The organism is Pseudomonas sp. MF6751 (genome assembly GCF_016613265.1).
GTDB classification, from domain to species: domain Bacteria; phylum Pseudomonadota; class Gammaproteobacteria; order Pseudomonadales; family Pseudomonadaceae; genus Aquipseudomonas; species Aquipseudomonas fluorescens_BV.
On record NZ_JAENSV010000004.1, the window covers coordinates 207,515 to 231,167 of the forward strand.

General features: G+C 59.8%; 21 protein-coding genes and 2 tRNA genes. 12 read left to right on the forward strand and 11 right to left on the reverse strand.

From position 1 onward, the window contains the following. Positions 1-175: 175 nt before the first annotated feature. Together JJD66_RS05770 and JJD66_RS05775 are read right to left on the reverse strand one after the other, a co-directional pair. Positions 176-252 (reverse strand) — tRNA-Met (locus tag JJD66_RS05770). Between the two features lie 175 nt (positions 253-427). After that, positions 428-504: transfer RNA gene (locus JJD66_RS05775), tRNA-Met, on the reverse strand. 278 nt (positions 505-782) lie between these two features. Between JJD66_RS05775 and dinB the strand changes: the two genes are divergently transcribed. Continuing rightward, entirely contained in the window at positions 783-1,841 is a 1,059-nt protein-coding gene (dinB, locus tag JJD66_RS05780) for a DNA polymerase IV (RefSeq protein ID WP_198716376.1), read from the forward strand. A 129-nt stretch (positions 1,842-1,970) separates the two neighbouring features. On the opposite strand, the gene JJD66_RS05785 is transcribed toward dinB, so the two are convergent. The 4 genes from JJD66_RS05785 to JJD66_RS05800 all read right to left on the reverse strand — a co-directional run bounded on the left by JJD66_RS05785 (position 1,971) and on the right by JJD66_RS05800 (position 6,748). Next, positions 1,971-2,924: a hypothetical protein gene (locus JJD66_RS05785; RefSeq protein WP_057975080.1), complete on the reverse strand. Its 954-nt coding sequence runs from the start codon at positions 2,922-2,924 to the stop codon at positions 1,971-1,973. Between the two features lie 20 nt (positions 2,925-2,944). Continuing rightward, on the reverse strand, positions 2,945-4,660 hold the full coding sequence (locus tag JJD66_RS05790) for a proline--tRNA ligase (RefSeq protein WP_034128629.1): 1,716 nt from the start codon (positions 4,658-4,660) through the stop codon (positions 2,945-2,947). 197 nt (positions 4,661-4,857) lie between these two features. Next, positions 4,858-6,390: an AmpG family muropeptide MFS transporter gene (locus JJD66_RS05795; RefSeq protein ID WP_198716374.1), complete on the reverse strand. Its 1,533-nt coding sequence runs from the start codon at positions 6,388-6,390 to the stop codon at positions 4,858-4,860. 43 nt (positions 6,391-6,433) lie between these two features. Then, positions 6,434-6,748 carry an MGMT family protein gene (locus tag JJD66_RS05800; protein WP_054897670.1) on the reverse strand — a complete coding sequence of 105 codons (315 nt, stop codon included), beginning with the start codon at positions 6,746-6,748 and terminating at the stop codon, positions 6,434-6,436. A gap of 194 nt (positions 6,749-6,942) precedes the next feature. On the opposite strand from JJD66_RS05800, the gene JJD66_RS05805 reads away from it, so the two are divergent. The 5 genes from JJD66_RS05805 to groL all read left to right on the forward strand — a co-directional run bounded on the left by JJD66_RS05805 (position 6,943) and on the right by groL (position 11,566). Continuing rightward, on the forward strand, positions 6,943-7,950 hold the full coding sequence (locus tag JJD66_RS05805) for a DUF481 domain-containing protein (RefSeq protein WP_105228286.1): 1,008 nt from the start codon (positions 6,943-6,945) through the stop codon (positions 7,948-7,950). A 103-nt stretch (positions 7,951-8,053) separates the two neighbouring features. Further along, entirely contained in the window at positions 8,054-8,785 is a 732-nt protein-coding gene (locus JJD66_RS05810; RefSeq protein WP_198716372.1) for a HugZ family pyridoxamine 5'-phosphate oxidase, read from the forward strand. A 66-nt stretch (positions 8,786-8,851) separates the two neighbouring features. Beyond that, positions 8,852-9,328: an FxsA family protein gene (locus JJD66_RS05815; protein ID WP_034128625.1), complete on the forward strand. Its 477-nt coding sequence runs from the start codon at positions 8,852-8,854 to the stop codon at positions 9,326-9,328. A 247-nt stretch (positions 9,329-9,575) separates the two neighbouring features. Then, the gene (locus tag JJD66_RS05820; RefSeq protein WP_057703865.1) at positions 9,576-9,869 is read left to right on the forward strand and encodes a co-chaperone GroES; all 294 of its coding nucleotides are present in this window, start codon (positions 9,576-9,578) and stop codon (positions 9,867-9,869) included. Positions 9,870-9,919: 50 nt separating this feature from the next. Further along, a complete protein-coding gene (gene groL / locus JJD66_RS05825) occupies positions 9,920-11,566 on the forward strand; it encodes a chaperonin GroEL (RefSeq protein ID WP_105228278.1) in 1,647 nt (548 codons plus the stop codon). 927 nt (positions 11,567-12,493) lie between these two features. Here groL and JJD66_RS05830 read toward each other — a convergent pair. Next, positions 12,494-13,219, reverse strand: a complete 726-nt coding sequence (locus JJD66_RS05830) for a phosphatase PAP2 family protein (protein ID WP_200647746.1) — start codon at positions 13,217-13,219, stop codon at positions 12,494-12,496. A 50-nt stretch (positions 13,220-13,269) separates the two neighbouring features. Further along, positions 13,270-15,219, reverse strand: a complete 1,950-nt coding sequence (locus JJD66_RS05835) for an LTA synthase family protein (protein ID WP_200647747.1) — start codon at positions 15,217-15,219, stop codon at positions 13,270-13,272. A gap of 201 nt (positions 15,220-15,420) precedes the next feature. Between JJD66_RS05835 and colR the strand changes: the two genes are divergently transcribed. The 5 genes from colR (at position 15,421) to JJD66_RS05860 (ending at position 19,191) form a co-directional block, all read left to right on the forward strand. After that, on the forward strand, positions 15,421-16,104 hold the full coding sequence (colR, locus tag JJD66_RS05840) for a two-component system response regulator ColR (RefSeq protein ID WP_003208587.1): 684 nt from the start codon (positions 15,421-15,423) through the stop codon (positions 16,102-16,104). Beyond that, on the forward strand, positions 16,094-17,374 hold the full coding sequence (locus tag JJD66_RS05845; RefSeq protein ID WP_198715616.1) for a sensor histidine kinase: 1,281 nt from the start codon (positions 16,094-16,096) through the stop codon (positions 17,372-17,374). Before colR ends, JJD66_RS05845 begins: the two co-directional genes overlap by 11 nt. A 188-nt stretch (positions 17,375-17,562) precedes the next feature. Continuing rightward, a complete protein-coding gene (locus tag JJD66_RS05850; RefSeq protein WP_198715617.1) occupies positions 17,563-18,243 on the forward strand; it encodes a class I SAM-dependent methyltransferase in 681 nt (226 codons plus the stop codon). 4 nt (positions 18,244-18,247) lie between these two features. Next, the gene (locus JJD66_RS05855; RefSeq protein ID WP_019817333.1) at positions 18,248-18,967 is read left to right on the forward strand and encodes a lipopolysaccharide kinase InaA family protein; all 720 of its coding nucleotides are present in this window, start codon (positions 18,248-18,250) and stop codon (positions 18,965-18,967) included. Continuing rightward, the gene (locus JJD66_RS05860) at positions 18,964-19,191 is read left to right on the forward strand and encodes a hypothetical protein (RefSeq protein ID WP_003193932.1); all 228 of its coding nucleotides are present in this window, start codon (positions 18,964-18,966) and stop codon (positions 19,189-19,191) included. Before JJD66_RS05855 ends, JJD66_RS05860 begins: the two co-directional genes overlap by 4 nt. Positions 19,192-19,311: 120 nt before the next feature. Here JJD66_RS05860 and JJD66_RS05865 read toward each other — a convergent pair whose 3' ends face one another. From JJD66_RS05865 to JJD66_RS05875, 3 genes are read right to left on the reverse strand one after another with little or no spacing between them, the layout of a single operon-like run. Then, positions 19,312-20,409, reverse strand: coding sequence for a DUF1513 domain-containing protein (locus JJD66_RS05865; protein WP_032902721.1), 1,098 nt, complete (start codon positions 20,407-20,409; stop codon positions 19,312-19,314). A 2-nt stretch (positions 20,410-20,411) separates the two neighbouring features. After that, positions 20,412-21,476: an imelysin family protein gene (locus JJD66_RS05870; protein ID WP_020301348.1), complete on the reverse strand. Its 1,065-nt coding sequence runs from the start codon at positions 21,474-21,476 to the stop codon at positions 20,412-20,414. A 31-nt stretch (positions 21,477-21,507) separates the two neighbouring features. Then, a complete protein-coding gene (locus JJD66_RS05875) occupies positions 21,508-22,947 on the reverse strand; it encodes a di-heme oxidoreductase family protein (RefSeq protein WP_200647748.1) in 1,440 nt (479 codons plus the stop codon). A 140-nt stretch (positions 22,948-23,087) separates the two neighbouring features. Between JJD66_RS05875 and JJD66_RS05880 the strand changes: the two genes are divergently transcribed. Next, the gene (locus JJD66_RS05880) at positions 23,088-23,651 is read left to right on the forward strand and encodes an NAD(P)H nitroreductase (protein WP_034128618.1); all 564 of its coding nucleotides are present in this window, start codon (positions 23,088-23,090) and stop codon (positions 23,649-23,651) included. The last annotated feature ends 2 nt before the right edge of the window (positions 23,652-23,653 follow it).

A 23,653-nucleotide genomic window follows, 5' to 3' on the forward strand; every position in this document is an offset into this window, starting at 1 on the left:
GCGACTGCGGCCATTGGTCGTAGAGGGGTAGCGCTTAGCATTGAGCATAGCGTGCAATGAGATGGACTCTGCAAACCGTCTACGGTTTCATGAAAGATGCCATGCCATTGTTTCAGAAGAACTTTTTCGTCAGATACAAAAAAGGCCACTCTTTCGAGTAGCCTTTTTTGATGTTTGGTTGCGGGAGCCGGATTTGAACCGACGACCTTCGGGTTATGAGCCCGACGAGCTACCAGACTGCTCCATCCCGCGTCTGTGGGCGGCATTCTACAGCCCAATGGCGGGGTGTCAACCGTTAATGAGCCGATCGCTGAAATAAGCGCTAATTATTCTGAAATCAAGGTGTTGGCCGAATTGTGCAGGTGTGCAGGCGCAAAACGAACACGCACAAAAAAGGCCACTCTTTCGAGTAGCCTTTTTTGATGTTTGGTTGCGGGAGCCGGATTTGAACCGACGACCTTCGGGTTATGAGCCCGACGAGCTACCAGACTGCTCCATCCCGCGTCTGTGTGTCGGCATTCTACAGAGGAACGCGAGTGTGTCAACCTGTGAATCGAAGAAAAGCGCTTTTGCTTCAATCGGTTAGCGCTTGATGAGGGGCTTCTTGAGGGCTTGAAGCCAGACAGGGCAAGGCTTTCAGCTCTATTGGGATGCTGGATTCGATTGAGAAAATATATTCATCTCCGAAATTTCCTACCGCTCAGACAGAAGATTCAAACTACTGGTGCTATATACAGGGGTGAGTGCGATACTGGCCACCCGTTGGTTAACACCCCGTTTATATGACGCAGCGCAAAATCATCCACGTCGACTGTGATTGCTTCTACGCCGCCATCGAGATGCGCGACGACCCGAGCCTGGCGCAAAAGCCCTTGGCTGTCGGTGGCTCGGCAGATCGGCGCGGCGTGATCGCCACCTGCAATTATGAGGCGCGGGCGTATGGGGTGCGTTCGGCGATGTCGTCACGTCACGCCCTGAAGCTGTGCCCGGACTTGACCATCGTTAAGCCGCGCATGGATGCCTATAAAGAAGCATCGAAAGAAATCCAGCTTATCTTCCGCGACTACACCGACTTGATCGAGCCGTTGTCGCTGGATGAGGCTTACCTCGACGTGTCTGACAGCCCGCATTTTGGCGGCAGCGCCACGCGTATTGCTCAGGATATTCGGCGCCGGGTCTCCAACCAGTTGCATATCACCGTGTCTGCCGGCGTGGCGCCCAACAAGTTTTTGGCCAAGATCGCCAGCGACTGGAAAAAGCCCAACGGCCTGTTTGTGATCACGCCGGATCAGGTTGAAGAGTTTGTCTCGCAGTTGCGTGTCAGCAAGCTGCATGGCGTTGGCAAGGTCACCGCTGACAAGCTGGCGCGCCTGGGCATCGAAGACTGCCTGCAATTGCGCGACTGGAACAAACTGGCGCTGGTGCGCGAATTCGGCAGTTTTGGCGAGCGCCTCTGGAGCCTGTCCCGTGGGATTGATGACCGTGTGGTGCAAAACGACAGCCGGCGGCAATCGATTAGTGTGGAAAATACCTTCGACGTGGACCTGCCGGATCTTTCAAGTTGCCTGGCGAAGCTGCCGGAACTGATGGAGACCCTGGCCGGGCGCATGGCACGGATCGACAGCAGCTACCGGGCGGGTAAGCCGTTCGTCAAAGTGAAGTTTCATGACTTTACCCAGACGACGCTGGAGCAGGCCGGGGCAGGGCGGGACCTGGAGAGTTATCAGCAATTGATGACCCAGGCGTTCAATCGAGGGGGCAAACCGGTGCGGTTGTTGGGGATAGGCGTACGGTTGCTGGACCTGAGTGGCGGCAACGAACAGCTCGAGTTTTCCTGGTAGCGGCCCGAAACAACTGTGGGGGCTGGCTTGCCTGCGATAGCAGTGTGTCAGTCACGAATGCTTTAACTGATACACCGCTATCGCAGGCAAGCCAGCTCCCACAGTTTGATCTTCACAGGCATTGCGCGATCAGCGAGCGCCAGGATCTGCGACGAGTCGCCCCCCATCCTTGGTCAACGCCTGCACAAACTCCTGCTGCAACTCCGGATCGTTGCGCGTCAGTTCAATCAGGCTTTGTTCCAGCTCGCTGGCTTCTTCTTCCAGGCCCAGCTCCGACAGGCGTTTGACCCGGTGTACCCACTGGTTCACTTCGTCATCTTCCAGGTCGTCATAGATCAGGGCATGGGCTTCGAGCAGCTTGCTGCGCAGCGTGTTGCTGACCGCCAGGGTCGAGTCGGTATGCACGTCGTCCTGGCCATCCGCCACAGTGATTTTCAGCGTGGTGACGCGGTTCAGGTCCTGCTCGGCAAAGGGGCTGTCCAACAGGTTAAGGCGCAGGATGCCGTTACGGTCGGTGGTCAGCTCATGGGTCTGCTTGCCGGCAGTGACTTGCACCGGGCGCTCGCTCCAGGGCAGGCTCGAATACTCCAGGCGCTTGTCACGCTGGACTTCATCGATAGCCGCCAGGTTCTGTTGCGCACGGCCGTGGGATTGCACGTTCATGAACGGGTTGATGCCGTCCACGCCATAGCTCAACCAGTCATGAGTCACACTCGTGGGTAGGTTGCCGAGGGCGAAGATATTCGCCACGTTGGCACCCACGCCCGCCACCAGCGCCACGGCACCCAAGGGCATCTCATAGAGTTTGCGCCAGGGCTGGTAGGGCGTGTAGCGGTCGTAACGACGGGTGACTTCGAATTCGGTGACCTCGAAGGTCTTCTGCTCATGAATGCGAACCCGGCGTTGCGGCAGCTCCAGCACTGTGGGTTCGCCTACATCGATCTGCAGGCTGTGGTCGAGCAACTTACGCTCGACCCGCTCCTCGTGCTCACTGCGTTGCGACATCTGATTGGCGCAGCCGCTGACCAGCAGGGCGCCGCACAAGGCGGCGCCCCCCAGGGCTCTGGTGTTTCGCTTGAACATGACTTCTCTTGATCTGGTTTTCAGCGACGAATACGCGCCTGGAGGAAAGACAGCACGTCAGCCACCGGCAACGGTTGGGCTTCGGCTTCGGTCCGGCTCTTGTATTCCAGATTGCCATCCGCCAGGCCGCGGTCACTGACCACGATCCGGTGCGGGATGCCAATCAGTTCCATGTCGGCGAACTTGATGCCCGGGCTGGTTTTCTTGTCGCGGTCATCGAGCAGCACTTCAAAGCCGGCAGCGGTCAGTTCCGCGTACAGTTTGTCGGTGGCTTCGCGTACTTGCTCGGTTTCATAGCGCAATGGCACCAGGGCTACCTGGAACGGCGCCAGCGCGTCACTCCAGATGATGCCTTTCTCGTCGTTGTTCTGCTCGATGGCAGCGGCAACCACGCGGGACACGCCAATGCCGTAGCAGCCCATGTCCAGGGTGATCGGCTTGCCGTTCTCACCCAGTACTTCGCACTTCATAGCTTTGCTGTACTTGTTGCCCAGCTGGAAGATGTGCCCGACTTCGATGCCGCGCTTGATCTCCAGGGTGCCCTTGCCATCCGGGCTTGGGTCGCCGGCCACGACGTTGCGCAGGTCGGCCACGGTCGGAACCGGCAGGTCACGCTCCCAGTTCACGCCGAAGTAGTGCTTGTCGTCGATGTTCGCGCCTATACCGAAGTCGCTCATCAGCTCGACCGAACGGTCGATGATGATCGGCAGCGGCAGGTTCAGCGGGCCCAGGGAGCCGGCACCGGCGCCAATGGCGTCGCGCAGTTCGGCATCGGTGGCCATGACCAGCGGGCTGGCCACGCCAGGTTGCTGGGCGGCCTTGATTTCGTTGAGCTCGTGGTCGCCACGGATCACCAGGGCGATCAGCTTGCCTTCTTCTTCGGCGCGCACGATCAGGGTCTTGATGGTCTTTTCAATCGGCAGATTGAATTTCTCCACCAGGGCCGCGATGGTCTTGGTGTCTGGCGTGTCGACCAGGCGCAGCTCCTCGGTGGGAGCAGGGCGCGAGGTTTCACGTGGTATGGCTTCGGCCTTCTCGATGTTCGCCGCGTAGTCGGAACCGTTGCTGAACACGATATCGTCTTCGCCGGACTCGGCCAGCACGTGGAATTCGTGGGAGCCGGCACCGCCGATGGAACCGTTGTCCGCTTCAACCGGGCGGAACTTCAGGCCCAGGCGCGTGAACACGTTGCAGTAGGCCTGGTGCATGCGATCGTAGGTCGCTTGCAGGGAGGCCTGGTCGGCGTGGAACGAATAGGCGTCCTTCATGATGAACTCGCGGCCACGCATCAAGCCGAAGCGTGGGCGGATTTCATCACGGAACTTGGTCTGGATCTGATACAGGTTCAGCGGCAACTGCTTATAGCTGCTCAGCTCGTTGCGCATCAGGTCGGTGATGACTTCTTCGTGGGTCGGGCCGGCGCAGAAATCGCGGCCATGACGGTCCTTGAAGCGCAGCAACTCAGGGCCGTACTCCTCCCAGCGCCCGGATTCCTGCCACAACTCAGCCGGTTGGGTGCTCGGCATCAACACTTCCAGAGAACCGGCCGCGTTCATTTCTTCACGAACGATGGCTTCGACCTTGCGCATCACCTTCAAGCCCATGGGCAACCAGGTGTACAGGCCCGAGGCCAGTTTGCGGATCATACCGGCGCGCAGCATCAACTGATGGCTGATCACGACCGCATCGGAAGGCGTTTCTTTCTGTGTGGCGAGCAAATATTGACTGGTACGCATGGTAGGCCGTTGTCGGTTGCTTGGACTTGAAATGACTTGGGATTGTACGGGCGCTTGTCGCCGGAGTACAGGCGTGAGGTAGCTGGGTGTATCTGTCGTAACCATCGCTTGTGTGGGAGCTGGCTTGCCTGCGATAGCGGCGTTGGGTTCACCATCGCTATCGCAGGCAAGCCAGCTCCCACATTGACCGAGTCGTATCAGTCTTCCGGCGGGGGATTCAGTCGGGCGCGGCGGTTCTCCTGGAACCAGTGCAGCGCAATCAGGAGCAGCGTCGGCACACCCAGCAGGCAGGTGATCATAAAGAAGTTGTGATAACCGAACTTCTCCACCATCACCCCTGAATAGCCGCCGATCAAACGCGGCAGCAACAGCATGATCGAACTGAGCAGCGCATATTGGGTGGCGGAGAACTTGAGGTTGGTGAGGCTCGACAGGTACGCCACGAACGCCGAGGTGGCCATGCCCGAACTGAAGTTGTCCAGGGAGATGGTGACGATCAACATCTGCAGGTCGGGGCCCATGTCTGCGAGCATCACGAACAGCAGGTTGGTGCCGGCCGAGGCCACGCCGCCGATGAACAGGATCGGCAGTATCCCGAACCGCACGATCAACAGGCCGCCCATGCCGGCGCCGAGCAGGGTCATGATCAGGCCGAAGATCTTGCTCACCCCGGCGATCTGGTCCTTGGTGAAACCCTGGTCGATATAGAACACGTTGGCCATGACGCCCATCACCGTGTCGGACATGCGATAGGTGGCAATCAGCCCGAGCAGCAGCAGCGCCTGCCAACGGTAGCGCAGGATAAAGTCGTTGACCGGCGTGAGCACGGGCGCCAGGCCCCGGCGGCCCATGGCCGAAAGGCACAGGGCGGTGAGGGTGATATAGAGGATGGCGCGCAGGAACGCGCGGTCTTCCATCAGCAGTTCCCACAAACTCACGCCCTGGAACAGCACGCTGGCGAAGTCGGTGTTGTACAACTGGGTGAACATCGCCGGCACCGAGACCAACAGCACGATCAGCACAAACACCGACACCAACTGGTGCATGAAACTGTAGCGGCCGGCCTGCAACTGGGTGCGCAGTGGCACATCAGGTTCACGCATGAGGAAGGTGGTGAGCAACGCCGGCACCATCAACACGCCGAACAGCACATAGGTGCCGGTCCAGGCCGAGTGTTTATAGTTGAAGCCAGTGGAGCCAAAGCCTTCGGCAAAGAACAGCGCACCGGCCGTGGCCAGCAGGGCGGCGATGCGATAACCGGACATGTAGCTTGCCGCCAGGGCGGCCTGACGGCTGTCGTCGGCGATTTCCAGGCGGTAGGCATCCACGGCGATGTCTTGCGTGGCCGACGCGAAGGCGACGACCACCGCAATGGCGATCAACCAGGACAGGTGTTTTTGCGGGTCACAAAAGCCCATGCCGATCAATCCGAGGATCACCAGCGATTGGGCCAGCACCAGCCAGGAGCGACGCCGCCCCAGTTTGCCAAGCAACGGCAGGCGCCATTGGTCGAGCAGCGGCGACCAGACCCATTTGAAGGCGTAGGCCAGGCCGATCAGGCTCGCATAGCCAATGGTCTCGCGAGCCACACCGGCTTCACGCAGCCACACCGAAAGCGTCGAGAACACCAACATGTAAGGCATGCCGGCGGCGAAACCGAGCAACAACAGCACTAACGTCGAAGGGCTGGCATAGGCGGCGAGCGCGGCGCGCCAGGTTTTACGGGGCATGGGCTGGAGTCTGCCTCAGATTTGCGGAAACAAAGCGCGCACTCTAACCGCTGTGCTCTACCGGGCGCCAGCCATGACGCTGAATATCAACACGATTGTTCAGGATGGTGACGCCTTCGCTACGTAAACGCGCACGTTGTTCGTCACCCGAGGCACTGCCCACCGGCAAACTTATCCGACCACCGGCAGCCAGCACCCGATGCCAGGGCAACCGCGTGTCTTGCGGCAACTGGCTCAGGGTGCGCCCGACCCAGCGGGCAGCCCGCCCCAAACCGGCCAGGTGGGCCAGCTCGCCGTAACTCACCACGCAGCCTTCGGGTACCTGCGACAACGTCAGGTAGAGGGCGGTGCGGCGCATCTCGGCGGGGCTTTGTGGCGTATCGGCAGGTGGGATCACTGTGGGTATATCCGTTGAGATCGTCGTTATTTTGTCAGAAACGTCTGTAAACATGACGATGAGTATTGAACTCAATATAAATCCTTGAGTCAGTTCTAGCCATGTAACACTATAACGCCCCTTATTTTTGCCAACCCCGAGTCCCGTACTTGCTTATGTTGTCCAGAACCCTGTTGTGCCTTGCTGTTTTCAGTGCTTCCACGCCCTTGCTCGCCGATACCGTCTGGTTGAAAAACGGTGACCGGCTCACCGGCAAGATCAAAGTCTTTGACGGTGGCAAGTTGCTGATCCAAACCGACTACGCAGGCTCCATTCCGGTGGACTGGAAACAGGTCAAAACCCTGGAAAGTGACCAGGAGCTGCTGGTCAAGCAGGACGCCTACAGCGGTGAAAAGGCCAAGTCCTTGCAGGCATCGGATGACGGCAAGGTGGTGCTGGCCAATGGCGAGGCGCCCAAGACGGTGGAACTGGCAAGTATCCAACAGATCATGAAGCCCAAGCCCGTGATCGAAGACCTGGTGTGGAAGGGCAACGTCGACCTGGCGCTTGACTACAAGCGCGCGGACAAAGACACCAACGACTACGACATCGACTTCAAGACCTCGGCCCGTCACGGCCAGTGGCGTCATACGGGCAAGGGCGAATACAACCGCGAGTTCCAGGACGATGTCACCACCACCGATAACTGGGCGCTGGAGTACAACCTGGACCGCTTCATCACCGAGCACTGGTTCTGGCAGGGCCGCCTGACCTACAAGCGCGACAAGGTCGAAGACCTGGCTCGCCAGCGCGTTGTCGGTACTGGTCCTGGCTATCAGTTCTGGGACGATGAACTGGGGGCGTTCTCCCTCGGTTCGCTGGTCAACCGCACCGATTATGAATATGCCGACGGCGGCAAGGACAACTTCTATTCCCTGGCTATGAAGTGGAACTACAACCGCTACCTGGTGGGCAAGACCGTCGAGTTCTTCACCAACGGCGAATTGGGCAAACCCCTTGCCGGGCCGGCCGAGTATTCCCTGGATGCGGAAATGGGCTTGCGCTACAAGGTCACCGAGTGGGCCTCGCTCAACTTGAAGGCTGAGCGCAACGAGGTCAGCGGCAGTTCCGAGAGCAGCCTGAGCAAGACTCGCTACACCGCCGGCTTCGGTGTGGCCTGGTAAAAGCTGCGTCGGCCACTCTGGCAACCTGCGCAGATATTGATTACCTTGTGTTGAGATCCATTCCCATATGCCATGGGCCGCGGAACACCCGAGGAGTCATCTATTGAGCACGCAGGTTGCCAAGAACGCCCGAGAGCTGTTGCTCAAGGAGTACCGTGGGGCGCTCGCCACACAGTCCAAAGCCATGCCCGGCTTTCCCTTTGGCTCGGTGGTGCCCTACTGCCTGGACGAGCAGGGCCGCCCGCTGATCCTGATCAGCCGCATTGCCCAGCACACCCATAACCTGCAAAAAGATCCCAAGTGCTCGCTGTTGGTGGGTGAGCGCGAGGCCGATGATGTGCAAGCCGTGGGGCGCCTGACCTACCTGGCCGAAGCCGAGAAGCTTGAAGACGCCGCCGCCATCGAAGCTGCGGCCGAGCGCTACTACCGCTACTTCCCTGATTCGGCCAACTACCACAAGGCCCACGATTTCGATTTCTGGGTGCTTAAACCGGTGCGCCACCGTTATATCGGTGGGTTTGGCGCGATCCATTGGGTCGACCAGTTGACCTTGGCCAACCCGTTTGCGGGCAAGGCCGAGCGCAGCATGATCGAGCACATGAACAGCGATCACACCAAGGCCATCGCTCATTACGTCGACCTCGGCGGTTTGCCGACCAGCGAGCCAGCACAGTTGGCCGGCATCGACAGCGAAGGCATGCACTTGCGTATCGGCCAATCCTTGCACTGGTTGCCTTTCGAGACGCCTTGCAACACACCGACACAAGTACGCGAAGCCCTGGTTTCATTGGCTCACGCCGAGGTGTGGCCGAAAAAAACCACGGTTGACGCTTGAATTTACACAACGGCGACGTCATCTAAGGTGGACTGGCAAGGCATTCTTGCGTTGAGGAACCATTTGATGCGCCCTTTTTTATTGCTCTTTCTGCTGTTCCCGGTGCTGGAGCTGTTCGTATTCGTTAAAGTCAGCGGTGCGATCGGGTTTTTCCCCGCGCTGTTGCTGATCATCGTAGGCTCCATGCTCGGCGTCCTGGTGCTGCGTGTCGCCGGCCTGGCGACCGCGCTGCGTGCCCGTGAAAGCCTGAACCGCGGCGAACTGCCGGCCCAGACCATGCTTGAGGGCCTGATGATGGCCCTGGCCGGTGGCTTGCTGATCCTGCCGGGCTTTATCAGCGACGTGCTTGGCCTGGTGCTGTTGCTGCCATTCACCCGCAAGCTGCTGGCCGGCAAAATGCGCCAGCGTGCTGAAGAGGCCGCCATGCGCCAGCGTGCGTTCGCCGATGACCTGCAACCCCGTGGCGGTCCGGCTCCGCGCCAACCCCTGGGGCGTGAAGGTGATGTGATCGAAGGCGAGTTCGAACACCGCGACAACAAATAACCGCTTCACCGGCACGGCACCTTCGGGTGCCGTGTTGCATTTACCCTTGAGCCGACACAAAAAATTTCATCCCCGGCCCCTTGTAATAAGCCTGGGCGCCCTTATGTAACGGTCACCGCAAGGTTTCTGGTGGTGACATCAGACAGACTTCCGCGTCTCGCCCAGCGAGCCGCGACCGGCACCGCCGGAATTTAACCCGCCGGAATTGACACCGGCCGATGAAAAACACAATTAGGAGAGATCGACAATGAAGCTTCGTCCTCTGCACGACCGCGTCGTAATCCGTCGCAGCGAAGAAGAAAAGAAAACCGCTGGCGGGATCGTTCTGCCAGGTTCGGCTGCTGAAAAAGCCAACCACGGTGTAATCGTCGCTGCTGGCCCAGGCAAAACCCTGGAGAACGGTGATGTACGCGCACTGGCCGTGAAAGTGGGTGACAAGGTTGTTTTCGGCCCTTACTCCGGCAGCAACACTGTGAAAGTAGACGGCGAAGACCTGCTGGTCATGGCTGAGAACGAAATTCTCGCCATTCTGGAAGACTGATTTCCTCGCTAATTTTCCCGTTACTACAAAGTATTTAAGGAATATCGATCATGGCTGCTAAAGAAGTTCTGTTTGGCGATTCCGCCCGCAAAAAAATGCTCAAAGGCGTTAACGTCCTGGCTGACGCGGTAAAAGCGACCCTGGGCCCGAAAGGCCGTAACGTGATCATCGAGAAGAGCTTCGGCGCTCCGACCATCACCAAGGACGGCGTTTCCGTCGCCAAAGAAATCGAACTGAAAGACCGTTTCGAGAACATGGGCGCGCAGCTGGTCAAAGACGTTGCCTCCCGTGCCAACGATGACGCAGGCGACGGCACCACCACTGCTACCGTACTGGCTCAGGCGATCGTCAACGAGGGCTACAAGGCCGTTGCTGCCGGCATGAACCCTATGGACCTCAAGCGTGGCATCGACAAGGCGACCGTCGCCATCGTTGCCGAGCTGAAAAACCTGTCCAAGCCATGCGCCGACACCAAGGCCATCGCTCAGGTAGGCACCATCTCCGCCAACTCCGACAGCTCCATCGGTGACATCATTGCCGAAGCCATGGAAAAAGTCGGTAAAGAAGGCGTGATCACCGTTGAAGAAGGCTCGGGCCTGGAAAACGAACTGTCGGTTGTAGAAGGCATGCAGTTCGACCGTGGCTACCTGTCTCCTTACTTCGTCAACAAGCCAGAGACCATGGTTGCCGAGCTGGACAACCCGCTGATCCTGCTGGTCGACAAGAAGATCTCCAACATCCGCGAAATGCTGCCAGTACTGGAAGCCGTTGCCAAAGCCGGCCGCCCATTGCTGATCGTTTCCGAAGACGTTGAAGGCGAAGCCCTGGCGACTCTGGTTGTGAACAACATGCGTGGCATCGTCAAGGTTGCAGCCGTCAAGGCTCCAGGCTTCGGCGACCGTCGCAAGGCCATGCTGCAGGACATCGCCGTATTGACCGGCGGTACCGTTATCTCCGAAGAGATCGGCCTGAGCCTGGAAAGCGCCACCCTGGAAAACCTGGGTAGCGCCAAGCGCGTGACCATCTCCAAGGAAAACACCATCATCGTTGACGGTGCTGGCGTTGAAGGCGACATCGAGTCCCGTATCGCACAGATCCGTGCACAGGTTGCCGAAACTTCCTCGGATTACGACCGTGAAAAACTGCAAGAACGCCTGGCCAAGCTGTCCGGCGGCGTTGCAGTGATCAAGGTTGGCGCTGGTTCCGAAGTTGAAATGAAAGAGAAGAAGGCCCGCGTTGAAGACGCCCTGCACGCAACCCGTGCAGCCGTTGAAGAAGGCGTGGTACCTGGCGGTGGCGTTGCGCTGATCCGTGCTCTGGAAGCGCTGACTAACCTGACCGGCGAAAACGCCGACCAGAACGTCGGTATCGCTGTGCTGCGTCGTGCTGTTGAAGCACCGCTGCGCCAGATCGCTGCCAACTCCGGCGACGAGCCAAGCGTTGTGGTCAACGAAGTCAAGAACGGCAAAGGTAACTACGGTTACAACGCTGCGACTGGCGTCTACGGCGACATGATCGAAATGGGCATCCTGGACCCTACCAAGGTGACTCGTTCCGCGCTGCAGGCAGCAGCCTCCATCGGTGGCCTGATCCTGACCACTGAAGCCGCAATCGCTGACGAGCCGAAGGCCGAAGGCGCAGCTGGCGGCGGTATGCCAGATATGGGCGGCATGGGTGGCATGGGCGGCATGATGTAAGCCAGCCTTACCCGGCACTATAAAAAGCCCCGTCTGCAGTGATGCAGGCGGGGCTTTTTTATGAGCGGCTGTATCTACCCGACGGCGGCCTGACAGCCACGCTTATCTAACTGATGCGCCGCGGTCAAAATGTGGGAGCTGGCTTGCCTGCGAAGACGGCCTGCCAGCCTGCAGGAATGTTGGATCAGGGCGAGTTCATATCCGTTATTTAGGCAACGGCCATCTAGGGGGCTGCCCTGACAGCGGCTAACCCTGCATCCTGTAGGGTTACCCACGAATTCAAGCCTGTGTTCGGCCAGCGTGGTTATCGGGGTTGTGGTTGCCGTCGACCGCTACAAAGTTGTGTCGATACTTATGGCCAATCGCAGCATAGGTATCTACACAACTTCGGCACGACGCTAAATCTGTGGCGAGGGAGCTTGCTCCCGTGACGGCCTGGCAGCCGACACAGATATAACTGATGCCCCGCGATCCAATGTGGGAGCTGGCTTGCCTGCGAAGACGGCCTGACAGTCAACACAGTTGGACCGTGTACATATCCATTCCTGCGGTAACGGCCACTTAGGGTTCCGCCCTGACGGCGGCTCACTTTCGAAAAGCGCGAAAGTAAGCAAAGCGCTCTTGCCCCACCACTCGGCACCTCGCTTAGGCTCGGTGTGCCCGTAATCCGCCAGTGATTTGGGGGGCCGCCGCCACGCGCCATCCATGGCGCGGGGCGGCTAAACCGGCATCCCTGCCGGTTTACCCCCCAAATCCCTGTCGAATTCCGGCCAGCGTGGTTTAACGGGGCGCCTAAGATCAAAAGCAGATCAAGATCAAGAGCGGCTCGCTTCGCATCGTGGTTACCGTTGAGCTAACAGAGTTATGTAGATACCTATGCCAATCGCAGGCAAGCCAGCTCCCACATTGGATCTTCGTTGCATTCGCTTAACTGATCGGCATTACGGCTTGCCGTGAAGGCCGGTACAGCAACAAGCAATACAGCCCCAGGCAGATCAGCCAGCAAAAGATCGCTGTCCACACATTGTGGGAAAAGAAATGCGCCCCTTGCAGCATACGGCTGACTGAAAACACGCTGCCCAGGCTGACGGCAAAGATGAACGCGTAGCGCGCCAGCCGTGGCCGTCGATCCCGCAGGGCAAAGAACCAGGCGAACAAGGCGAACCCGGTGGCGGCATGTCCGCCGGGCCAGCAACGGCCGGGTTTATCGGTAGGTGGGCGCGGGCTGAGCAGTTCACTGTAGGTTTCCTGGCCGCCGAATTCCTTGAGGCTCCAGGGGCATTGCACGGCGGTGATGGTTTTCAATGGCGACACGAACGCCGTCGCCATTCCCAGCGACAACACCAGGCACACCAGTTCACGGCGGTACGGCTTGAGTCGCTGCAGGATGAAGCTGCCGACCAGGCCCAGAATCGCCAGCACCGAAAACAGGATCACCAGTTGCTTGGCACGGTCATGCAGGATGTCTTCAAGGAAGAAGCTATAGCGGCCAATGAAGCCGCCAGCCTCTGCGCTGTAGAAAAGCCTGGCCAGGTCCATGTCCAGTGACGTCAGCTCCAGCAACAGCAAGGCCACTGCAGCGCTGGCAGGCAGGCCCAGGCACAGCCAGAAATCAAGCGGTTTGGAAACCGGTAAAGAGGAGGGGGATTTCATCTCGAACCTTGGTAAAAAAGCCCCGCGCTCGCCTGCACGGGGCTTTTTGATTAGCGTTTGCTTAAGACTGGAGCCTCTTCCTTGGGCGCTTTCCAGCTCAGCAGTTGCTGTTTGTAGTCATAACTGGCGGCCTGGTAGTAGGTGACCGCCCGTTGAATCAAGGGGTCATCGCTACCGACGCGCAGCTCCTGGCTCTCGCCCAGGGCCTGGTCGTGGCGACGCAAGCCTTGGCGCGGGCTGAGGATTGCCAGGTCCTTGCCATCAAACAGACCCAGGTGCTGGTAATTGCCCACCACCACCCGTGGAGGTAATGGGTTGTCTTGCAGCAGGTTGCGGCCAAAGAATGTCGATTCGTAGCTCAGGTTGAGCAGGCCCAACAAGGTTGGCGCCAGGTCGATCTGGCTGGCCAGTTGGGCGGACTCCCGTGCGTCGATCAGCTTGGGCGCGTAGATAAACAGCGGGATCTGGTAGTTGGTGATAGGCAGGTCTTCCTTGCCCGCGCTGCCGGCGGTGTGGTCGGCGACGAACACGAAGATCGTGTTATCGAACCACGGCTTCTGGCGCGCTGCCTCAAGGAACTGGCCGATGGCGTAGTCGGTGTATTTCACCGCGCCGTCGCGGCCCTTGCCGGACTTGATGTCGATACGCCCGTCCGGGTAGGTGTAGGGACGGTGGTTGGAGGTGGTCATCAGTTGCAGCAAGAACGGCTGTTGCTTGGCGTAGTCGGCGTCAGCCAGTTTCAAGGTCTGTTTGAACAGGTCTTCGTCGGCCATGCCCCAGGCGTTTTTGAACGAGATATCCGACTCTGGCACGCTGCTCTGGTCCACCACCCGATAGCCGTTGCCGCTGAAGAACGCGTTCATATTGTCGAAGTAACCGCGCCCGCCATAGACAAACACGCTGTCATAACCGATGGCCGAGAGCTGTTGCCCCAGGCTGGCGAACCCGCTTTCGCGGCCGATGCGTTTGACGATCGAACGCCCCGGCGTCGGCGGGACTGCCAGGGTAATGGCTTCCAGGCCGCGGTCGGTGCGCGTACCGGTGGCGTAGAAGTTATTGAAGTACAGGCTCTGTTGGCGCAACGCATCCAGATTGGGCGTGAGGTTGCGCGCATCGCCATTGCTGCCCATGTACTTGGCGCTGAAGCTTTCGATGGTCACCAGTACGATGTTGGGCTTGCGCGGTGTGCCGGGGTTGGCGATGGCACGGCGAATATCCAGCGGGTCCTGGTCGACAAAGCGGGCGTTGGGTTCACTCAGTTCGGCGCGCAACTGCTTGGCGACGACGTCGGTCGGCAGGCTTTTATAGAACTGGGTGTAGTCCAGTTCGTTGTTACGGAACGCGGCAAAGAACTGATAGGGGCCGTTGCTGGCCAATTCGTTGTTGTACGCGTTGCCGCCTTGGGTGCGCGGGCTGTCCTGGCTGACCAGTTGCAGGCTGAGGCCGGCGAGCACCAGCAGGCCCAGGGCGTTGATCACACGGCCACGCAGTGGAGGCAATGGCGCTGCCATCGCGGCATTGATGGGTTTGCGCAGAGCCACGCTCAGAATCAGCGCCAGCATTGCCAGCAGGCTCAGCAGCTTGCCGATCGGGTAAGACTCCAGCAGGTTGTTCAGTACCTCATCGGAGTACACCAGGTAATCGACGGCGATAAAGTTGAAGCGCACGCCAAACTCATCCCAGAACAACCATTCGGCTACCGAGGTGAACAGCATGGCGAACAGGCTGACGGTCAGCACCGCTTGCAGGAACCAGCGATGGCCACGGCGGCGCCACAGGGCTGGCGGGCAGAGCAGCAAATACAGGCCAAGCGGCAAGGCTGCATAGGCGAGGAAGGCCAGGTCGTAGAGCACACCCACGGCAAACACCGGCAGCAGGTTGCCGCCGACTTCATCCAGGTGAGTGATGAGCAGCACACTGCGGGTGAGCAGGAAAACCACTAACCAGGCACCGGTGATCAACAGCAAATAACGCATTGGCGCGGTTTTGAAAAAACCCATGTCTATGTTCCTTAGATCAATGGGGGGCGATCTTCTTCCTGGGGCTGTAGTCAGTTTGTGAAGCTATAGTGAAAAACTTGTTTGGCTCTGCAAACAGTTGAAAAGCTTTATCGGCGGGGCTCTGCGCTCTATCCCTGAGCCCCGCTTGGCCTTAAGCTGCGCGAGCCAACACGGCCGTTACCGCGTACGGAGACACTGCCCATGCGAATTCTATTGGTTGAAGACAACCGCGATATCCTCGCCAACCTGGCCGATTACCTGGGGCTCAAAGGCTACACAGTGGACTGTGCGCAGGACGGTTTGTCGGGCCTGCACCTGGCAGCCACCGAGCATTACGACCTGATCGTGCTCGACATCATGTTGCCCGGCATCGATGGCTACACTCTGTGCAAACGCCTGCGCGAAGACGCGCGCCGCGACACACCGGTGATCATGCTTACCGCTCGAGACCAACTGGACGACCGGCTGCAGGGCTTCAAGTCCGGCGCCGATGACTACCTGCTCAAACCCTTCGCCTTGTCGGAACTGGCTGCGCGTATCGAAGCGGTGTTGCGCCGTGCCCAGGGCGGCGGGCGTCGGGCCCTGCAAGTGGGTGACCTGAACTACGACCTCGATACGCTGGAAGTCACCCGCGAAGGGCGCTTGCTCAAGCTCAACCCCGTAGGCCTGAAACTCCTCGCAGTACTGATGCAGAAAAGCCCACACGTTTTGCGCCGGGAAATTCTCGAAGAAGCCCTGTGGGGCGACGATTGCCCGGACAGCGACAGCCTGCGCAGCCACGTTCATCAATTGCGCCAAGTGATCGACAAGCCCTTCGCCAAACCGCTACTGCAAACGGTGCACGGTGTGGGTTATCGCCTGGCCGAGGGGCGTGATGGAGTTTAAGCAAAGCCTTGCCCAGCGCATCATCATCGCCTTCGCCTTGATGAGCGCGTTGGTGGCGGGGGCCTTCGCCATCGGCATCATCGCCACGGTGCACCTGGTAGAGGAGAAGTTGATCTCGGCCGGCCTGGGCGGTGACCTGCAGCGCTTGTTGCTGATGGACAGCGTTGAAGACTGGAGCCACCGGCCAGAGCCGGACCAGCTGTTCTATTTCAGCGGCGGGCGTGGCGATTTTGAACTGCCCAAGGATCTGCGCCATCTGGACCCGGGGTTCCATGAGGTGTTTCGCGAGGCGCTGTCGTACCACGCCATGGTCGAAGTGGTCGACGGCCGGCGTTATGTGTTGCTGCAAGACCAGAGCGATTTCGAAGAGCGTGAGCGCGTGCTATTTGCGGTGGTACTGGTGGGGTTCGTACTCAGCCTGGCGCTGGCGGCGTTCCTCGGCTGGGTGCTGGCACGCAAGGTGATGGCGCCAGTGGTGCGCCTGGCCCGCCAGGTCCGTCATCGTGACCAACTGTTGGGCCTGGCTCCGCCCTTGGCGCCGGATTACGCCGCCGACGAAGTGGGCGAACTGGCGGTGGCGTTCGACGCCACCCTGGGGCGTTTACGCCAGGCGCTGTCACGTGAGCAATTGTTTACCAGCGATGTGAGCCATGAGTTGCGCACGCCCTTGATGGTCCTGGCCAGTTCCTGCGAACTGTTGCGCGAAAACCCAGCCATCGATCAGCGCGGTCGCAACCAGGTAGAGCGCATTGCCCGTGCCTGTGAAGAAATGCGCGAGCTGGTGCAAACCTTCCTGATGCTGGCCCGCGCCAAACACGACGACGCCGCCAGTTCGCCCCAAGGCAACCTCACCCAGGTGGCCGAAGACCTGCTCGGTATCTGGCGCGAGCCCATCGAGAAAAAAGGCCTGACGTTGATCTACCTGCCAGGCAACCCGCTGGACACCTGCTACAACACCACCTTCTTGCATGCGGTGATGGGCAACCTGCTGCGCAACGCACTGCATTACACCGAGCAAGGGTTTATCCGCCTGACCCTGGAGCCCAGTGGTTTCACGGTGGAGGACTCCGGTGTGGGGATCCCCGAAGAGAAGCGCGAAGCGATGTTCGAGCCGTTCGTACGCGGTAGCGAGAAGCGTGGTGAGGGCCTTGGCCTCGGCCTGTCACTGGTGCAGCGGATCTGCGAAAGCCAGGGTTGGAACGTGAGCCTGAGCACCATGGAGCCTAATGGCTGCCGTTTCCATGTGGAGCTCAACCCAGTCAAAACCTGACCATTCAGTCTGTCGTTTTGCTGATGCAGACTGCGTGCTTTTCGGCGAAGATGGCCCGGTGCTACTGAATGTTTCTGTAAAGTCTTGAAATGTATGCAATTGGACAGGACAAGATTTTCACAAAGAGTTGACCTGTTGATCACAGTTCGCTGCTTAAGGTCGTAGGCATCAGTTACTGGAGACGTAAGATGCCTTCCCCGATCAAGCTGGAATTTTCTGACAAGTACGACGATCAACACGCGCAGAAATATTTGCTCAAGCATCAGGACAATCTGGCTCGCCGGTTGTCCCACAAGCGCGACGAGCAGTTGGCGCGCGGTGCGCTGGCCATGGCCGGCGAGCCGGGGCTGGTGTTGGACCTGCCGTGTGGTGCTGGACGTTTCTGGCCGTTGCTGGCCGAAAAACCCAACCGTGTGATTATCGGAGCTGACAATTCGGCGTCGATGTTGAAGATCGCCACCGCTGCCCAACCGGCAGAGGTGGTGAAACGGGTACGCCCTTTGCAGACCTCTGCCTTTGATATCGATTTACCAGATAACTCCGTCGACAGTATTTTTTGCATGCGCTTGATGCACCACATCGGTGAGCCAGAGCACAGGCTGACAATACTGCGCGAGTTTCAACGTGTTACCCGCGACAGCGTGATTATTTCGCTGTGGGTAGACGGTAATTTCAAGGCCTGGAAGCGCAAGCGCAGCGAAGTGCGTCGTCGCAAAAGAGGTGAGCAGGAAGGTTACCAAAACCGGTTTGTGTTACCGGCTGCTACTGTCGAGGCAGAATTCGAGCAGGCCGGTTTCCGTGTTCAGGAATCCCTGGACTTCATACCGCTCTACGCCATGTGGCGAGTGTATGTATTGCGCAAGAGGTAACAGGATGGCAGTTGAGTGCGTAGTAGGCAGTCATGTAGCTCCCGAAGAACGATTTGATTTTTTCTGGCGTCAACAGGGTGAATGGGTTGAAGAACCCAACCGCCGACGTGGTGGTGAAAGTGGCGTGCAACGGGTCATAAGCCCTAACGGCCGTTTGCTCTATTGCAAGCGCCAGACCGGCCACATTTACCGCAGCTGGCTGCACCCCTTTGGGCGTCCGACCGTGCTGCGTGAACGCGATGCCCTCAAAGGCCTGCGTTTGCTGGATGTGCGTGTGCCGGAACTGGTGTTTTGCGAAGCACGTCGCGACCCGGAGCATCAATGGAAAGCCCTGTTGGTCACCGCGTCCCTGGACGGTTTCGACGAGATTGAAAACTGGTACGCCGCCGGTGGCCGCGAACAGTATGGCGAGGCGGTCCACGAGCGCCTGCTGCAAGAGTTGGCCGGCACCTTGGCCCGTATGCACAAAGGCCGCTGGCAACACGGTTGCCTGTATATCAAGCACATTTTCGTGCGGGTGACCGGTGAGCCTGATGCGGCGACTGTGGAAGTGGCCTTGCTGGACTTTGAGAAATGCCGCCAGCGCCTGACCGCTTATCGGGCCGCGTCCCACGACATGCTGCAATTGCGTCGCCATTCGTCGTGGAATGATACCGACTGGAAAAAACTCAGCTACTTTTACGAGACGGCGTTTGGCAGCGCTATCAAGGGTTTAACCAGATGAAGCTAGAAATAGCACGAGGTTTGTTTCTGGTCGGGGCATTGGGTGTTGCAGCCCTGGCCCTGGCGGTATGGGAACAACCTCGTACACAAGTGTTGAGTGCGGTAGACGGTGGCGGGCAATGCCTGCTGCCACGCATTGCCAAGACGAGTGTGGCGGCCAAGCCCGACCATGAATTGCTGTTATTCATGTTCGGCATGTCTCAAGCGATGAGGCCGCAAAGTTGAAACGATTGACCTTGTGGGAGCGGGCTTGCTCGCGAAGGGGCAGTGTCAGTCACTGAAGGTGTCGACTGATCCACCGCCTTCGCGGGCAAGCCCGCTCCCACATTTTGATGTCGTCGGTCTTTAGACCAAGTGCAGGTGGTTATCCCAGAACCCCGCCGGTAACTCCAGTGGTGTGGCCAGTAACTTTTCCTGGCGGCAGTCATAGAAGCGGCAACGGCCCTGGCCGGATGTCACCACAAACCCATCCGCCACCGCACCCACCCCCGCACAGTCAGGCAAGGGCCCATCCAGGCGCAGCTCGGCGGTGTCCATGTCCCAGATAAAAAAGCGATTGCCACGAGGTGCCGTCAACGCCACCAGGCGCAGTTCGCTGTGCACCGCCACGCTGGCGGTGTAATGCCCCATCGCCTGCAACTGTTCGTCAGCCACCGGGAACGCCACGAACGGCTGCCCCGGGCGCTTGATCGCCAGCAACTCGGAACGCTCCTGGGACGGGCCCATGAACTGTTGCCCGGTGAGGATGGTGCCATCGCTGGCGATGCCCATGTGCCGCACGCTGTTCATCTGCTGGGCCAGGGTTTCCTTGCTGATCAGGCTGCCGTCGCGCCGCATCAGCACCAGGCTCGGCTCCATGGCATTGAGGTTCATCTCTACCCGGCTTTCGGCTTCGGTGCGAATGCCACCGTTGGCCACGATCAGCGTCTCGCCGTCGGGCATCCACGAGACTTGATGCGGGCCGATGCCGTGGGTAGATATCTCGCCGCTGTGCACCAGCCGCTCACCTTCAAACTTATACACACCCAACAGGCCGCGGCCAGGGTCGGAGGTGTCGTTCTCGGTGGCGTACAGCCAGTCACCGCTCTTGTGGATCACCGCATGGCCATAGAAATGGCGGTTGGCGTTGGAAGTGATGGTTTGCAGCAGCCTGCCATCGCGCAGGTCGATCAGGTAACTCTCGGTGCCTGGTCGACGGGCGACGAACAACGCAATCGGCAACGTCGGGTGGTTGATGATGTCATGGCAGCGCTGGCCGACCTGGGTGGCAAATACCGGCTTGCCGTCCAGGCGATAGCCGACAGCGTAGTGCTTGCCGTCGGCATCATCGCGCGCCGACAGCAGCAGCGGGCCTTTGTCTTTGTGCTTGAACAGCGTCCAGCCACCCAAAGTGATAGCGCTGAGCAGCACGCTGCCCACCGCCAAAGCCTGTCGCCTGAGCATCATCAGTCACCGTCGTTGGCGTTAAAGCCCAGTTGTACGCCCAGCGCCTTGGCCAGTTCACCTTCATGCAGGCGGTGGACTACGTTGAGGCTGTCATAGATGTCGTTGAGTTGCTGGCGCCCGGCGTCGTCGTTCAACAATTCGTTGAGGGTGCGCTGGTTGCTGGCGAACAGTTTCAGCGACGCTGCGTAGGCGGCGTCGATTTTCTCGGCCAGGGGCTTCTGGTCCGCCGGCAGCAGGCCCCGCAGGCCTTTGTTATCGACGCCCACCCACACGGTCTGAGCCGCGGCGAGGCTGGCTTCCAGGCTCTGCAGGGACGACTGGCTGCGCCAGGCATCGGCCTGGAACGGTTGCGGGATGCCCTTGGTCTGGCGGCCCATTGGGGTGCCGAGTTTTTTCTTCAGGGTGTCCAGGGCGGTCACTTGCACGCGCAGCAGGTCGGCGATGGCTTCGTGGGAATCAGCGTAGCGCTGGTTCGGAAACTTGGTCATCTGCGCGAGCATGCCGTCGGTGCTGTTCCAGCTGGCCAGGATCTCTTCGGCCAGGACTTTCTGGCGCTCGCCGATAGCCATCAGCAACGGGCAATAGCGGGCTTTCTGGGCCTCGTCGGCGACGTCGGGCTTGGCGTCGTAGAGGATGTATTCGTAGGCCGACAGGCCCTGCACCACCACGCTGGATTTCGCCAGGGCCGCGGCGTCGATCTGCGGCTGGGCACTGACCAGTTGCTCGACCTGGCGGCCGACCAGGTTCTTCTTGTCTGGCCAGAACTGCACCTGCCACGCCCGGTTGCCTTCGGCCAGCGGGCCGATCAGCAGCGGTTGCAGCTCGGCCCAGGCTTTTTGTGCGTGCAGGAAGTCAGCGCGGGCGGTGTCCAGGCTTTCCTTGCCTTGGCAGTAGGCCAGGGCGCTGACGGCCAACTGACGGTCGGCCTCAACCCAGCGGCTGTAGGTCGGCAGGATCACTTGCTTGGCGATGGCTGCCGAGGTCACTGCTTGCGGGTCTTGGGGCGAGCAGGCGCCCAAGGCCAGGGCGGCGAGGCTGGTGAACAACAACTTGGGACGAAACATGTCGAGCTCCCTTCTGTAAGTGGGGCAAAGCTTATAAAGAATTCAGGAACGCCAGCAACGCGGCACGCTGCTCGGCATTGAACGACAACACATGTTGCTGCGCCGCTTGGGCTTCACCGCCATGCCACAGCACGGCTTCAAGCAGGTTGCGGGCGCGGCCGTCATGCAGGAACTGGGTGTGGCCACTCACGGTTTGCGTCAGGCCGATACCCCACAGCGGCGGGGTGCGCCAGTCGCGGCCGGTGGCTTTGAATTCGCTACGGTTGTCGGCCAGGCCTTCGCCCATATCGTGCAGCAGCAGGTCGCTGTAAGGGCGGATCAACTGGTTGGCCAGTTCAGGTTCGGCGGCATTGGCGGCGGTGGTGAAGCTGGGCTTGTGACAGCCTTGGCAACCGGCCTGGTAGAACAGGTTCTTGCCGGCCAGCACTTGCGGCGTATCAACGTCCCTGCGTGCGGGCACCGCGAGGTTGCGGGTGTAGAACAGCACCAGGCGCAGAATGTTATCGCTGACTTCCGGTTCACCCTGCGGGCCATTGCCGTTGGGCGCCTGCTTGCAGGCCACTTGGGCGTCGGTGCAGTCATCGAAGGGTCTCAGGGACGTGGTGAGGCCCATATCACCAGAAAACGCGTGAACGTTTTGTTGATTGAGGTTGGGCTGCCCGGCTTTCCAGCCAAAACGCCCGAGGACAGTTTTGGCCTGAGCGTCATCCCAGACCCAATTGGCGCGGCCCACGATGGCCTCTTTGTCGGCGGTCTTGGGGTCGGTGTTGCGCAGGATATCGGCATCGCTGATCGCTTCGAGCAGGCCCAGGCCGATCATCGGCGGGGCGATACGCGCCGAGAAGCGTGTGTCGGGGTGCATCGGGCCGTAGCCGAGTTGGGTGATCTGCAGGCCGGGCTTGCGTAATTCAACGAGCGTGCCGTCCTTGAACCTGACGTTGACCGGTGTGTAGTCGACCCGCACTTTGCCTTCCGGCGCAACGCCGGGCACGGCCATGTCCTGGAGTTGCCCGCCGTAGACCGGCTCGGGTACCACGCCGATCTGTTCGATGAGCTTGGCGTAGGCGGGCTGCTCTGTAATAGAGGGATGGATGGACAGGCGCACCAGCATCGACACGGCATTGGGTGCGTCGGGCAGTGGCGGGTGGCCACGGCCATCCTTGATATGGCAGTTCTGGCAGGCGTTGGTATTGAACAGTGGGCCCAGGCCATCGCGCGCCGTGGTGGTGGACGGCGCAATCACCCACGGGTTGCGAAAGAAACTGTTGCCGACGCTGAAGTCCAGGCGCCGCGTCGGCGCCAGGTTGGCCGAGGGCAGGGAAAAGGCGTTCTGGTCGCGCTTGTTTACCGTCGTCGCGCCACCGGCCCGCGATTCACCCGGCTCTGCTTTCGTGAAGCGAGGGGCGTCATCGCAAGCAGTCAGGCTTAAAGCCATCAACGCTGCAGGCAGGTACAAAAGCGCACGGAACATCGAGATTCCTGGACGAGGGCAGAAAATTAAGGCGCAAAGTCTAACAGGGCAGGGCAGATTGAATAAGAGCAATTATCGTTTGGTGGCATCCCGATTCTTTCCCGCTAGAATGACTGCACATTTTTTTATGGAGGTGGCCAATGCAGGCTCTCGACGCTTTGCTCAACCGTGTTTCCGTGCCCCGTTTGCTCGACCCGGCACCGACCCAGGAGCAGCGCGACCTGCTGTTCGCCGCCGCCATGCGCGCGCCCGATCACGGTCAACTGCGCCCGTGGCGTTTCCTTACCGTGGAAGGCTGCGCCCGTGAACAGATGGGCACGCTGTTGGCCGAAGCGGCTCGCCTGCAGGATGCCGACGCACCGCAAGCCGCCATCGACAAGGCCCAGAACGGTCCGCTGCGTGCGCCGCTGGTGGTGGTGGTGATTGCACGTGTGCAAGAGCATTTCAAAGTGCCCAAGTCCGAGCAATTGCTGGCCGCCGCCTGTGCGGCCCACGGCATTCTGCTGGCGGCGTACGCCCAGGGTATTGGTGCGGTGTGGCGTACCGGCGAATTGTCCTACTCAGCCCATGTCGCTAAAGGCCTGGGGTTGGCGGCGAATGAAGAAGTGATTGGCTTTCTCTACCTGGGCACGCCGCAGAACCCACCGCGTACGGCGCCGAAGGAAGACCTGACGCCGTTCGTCCAGGCCTGGCCCGGCCGGTAATT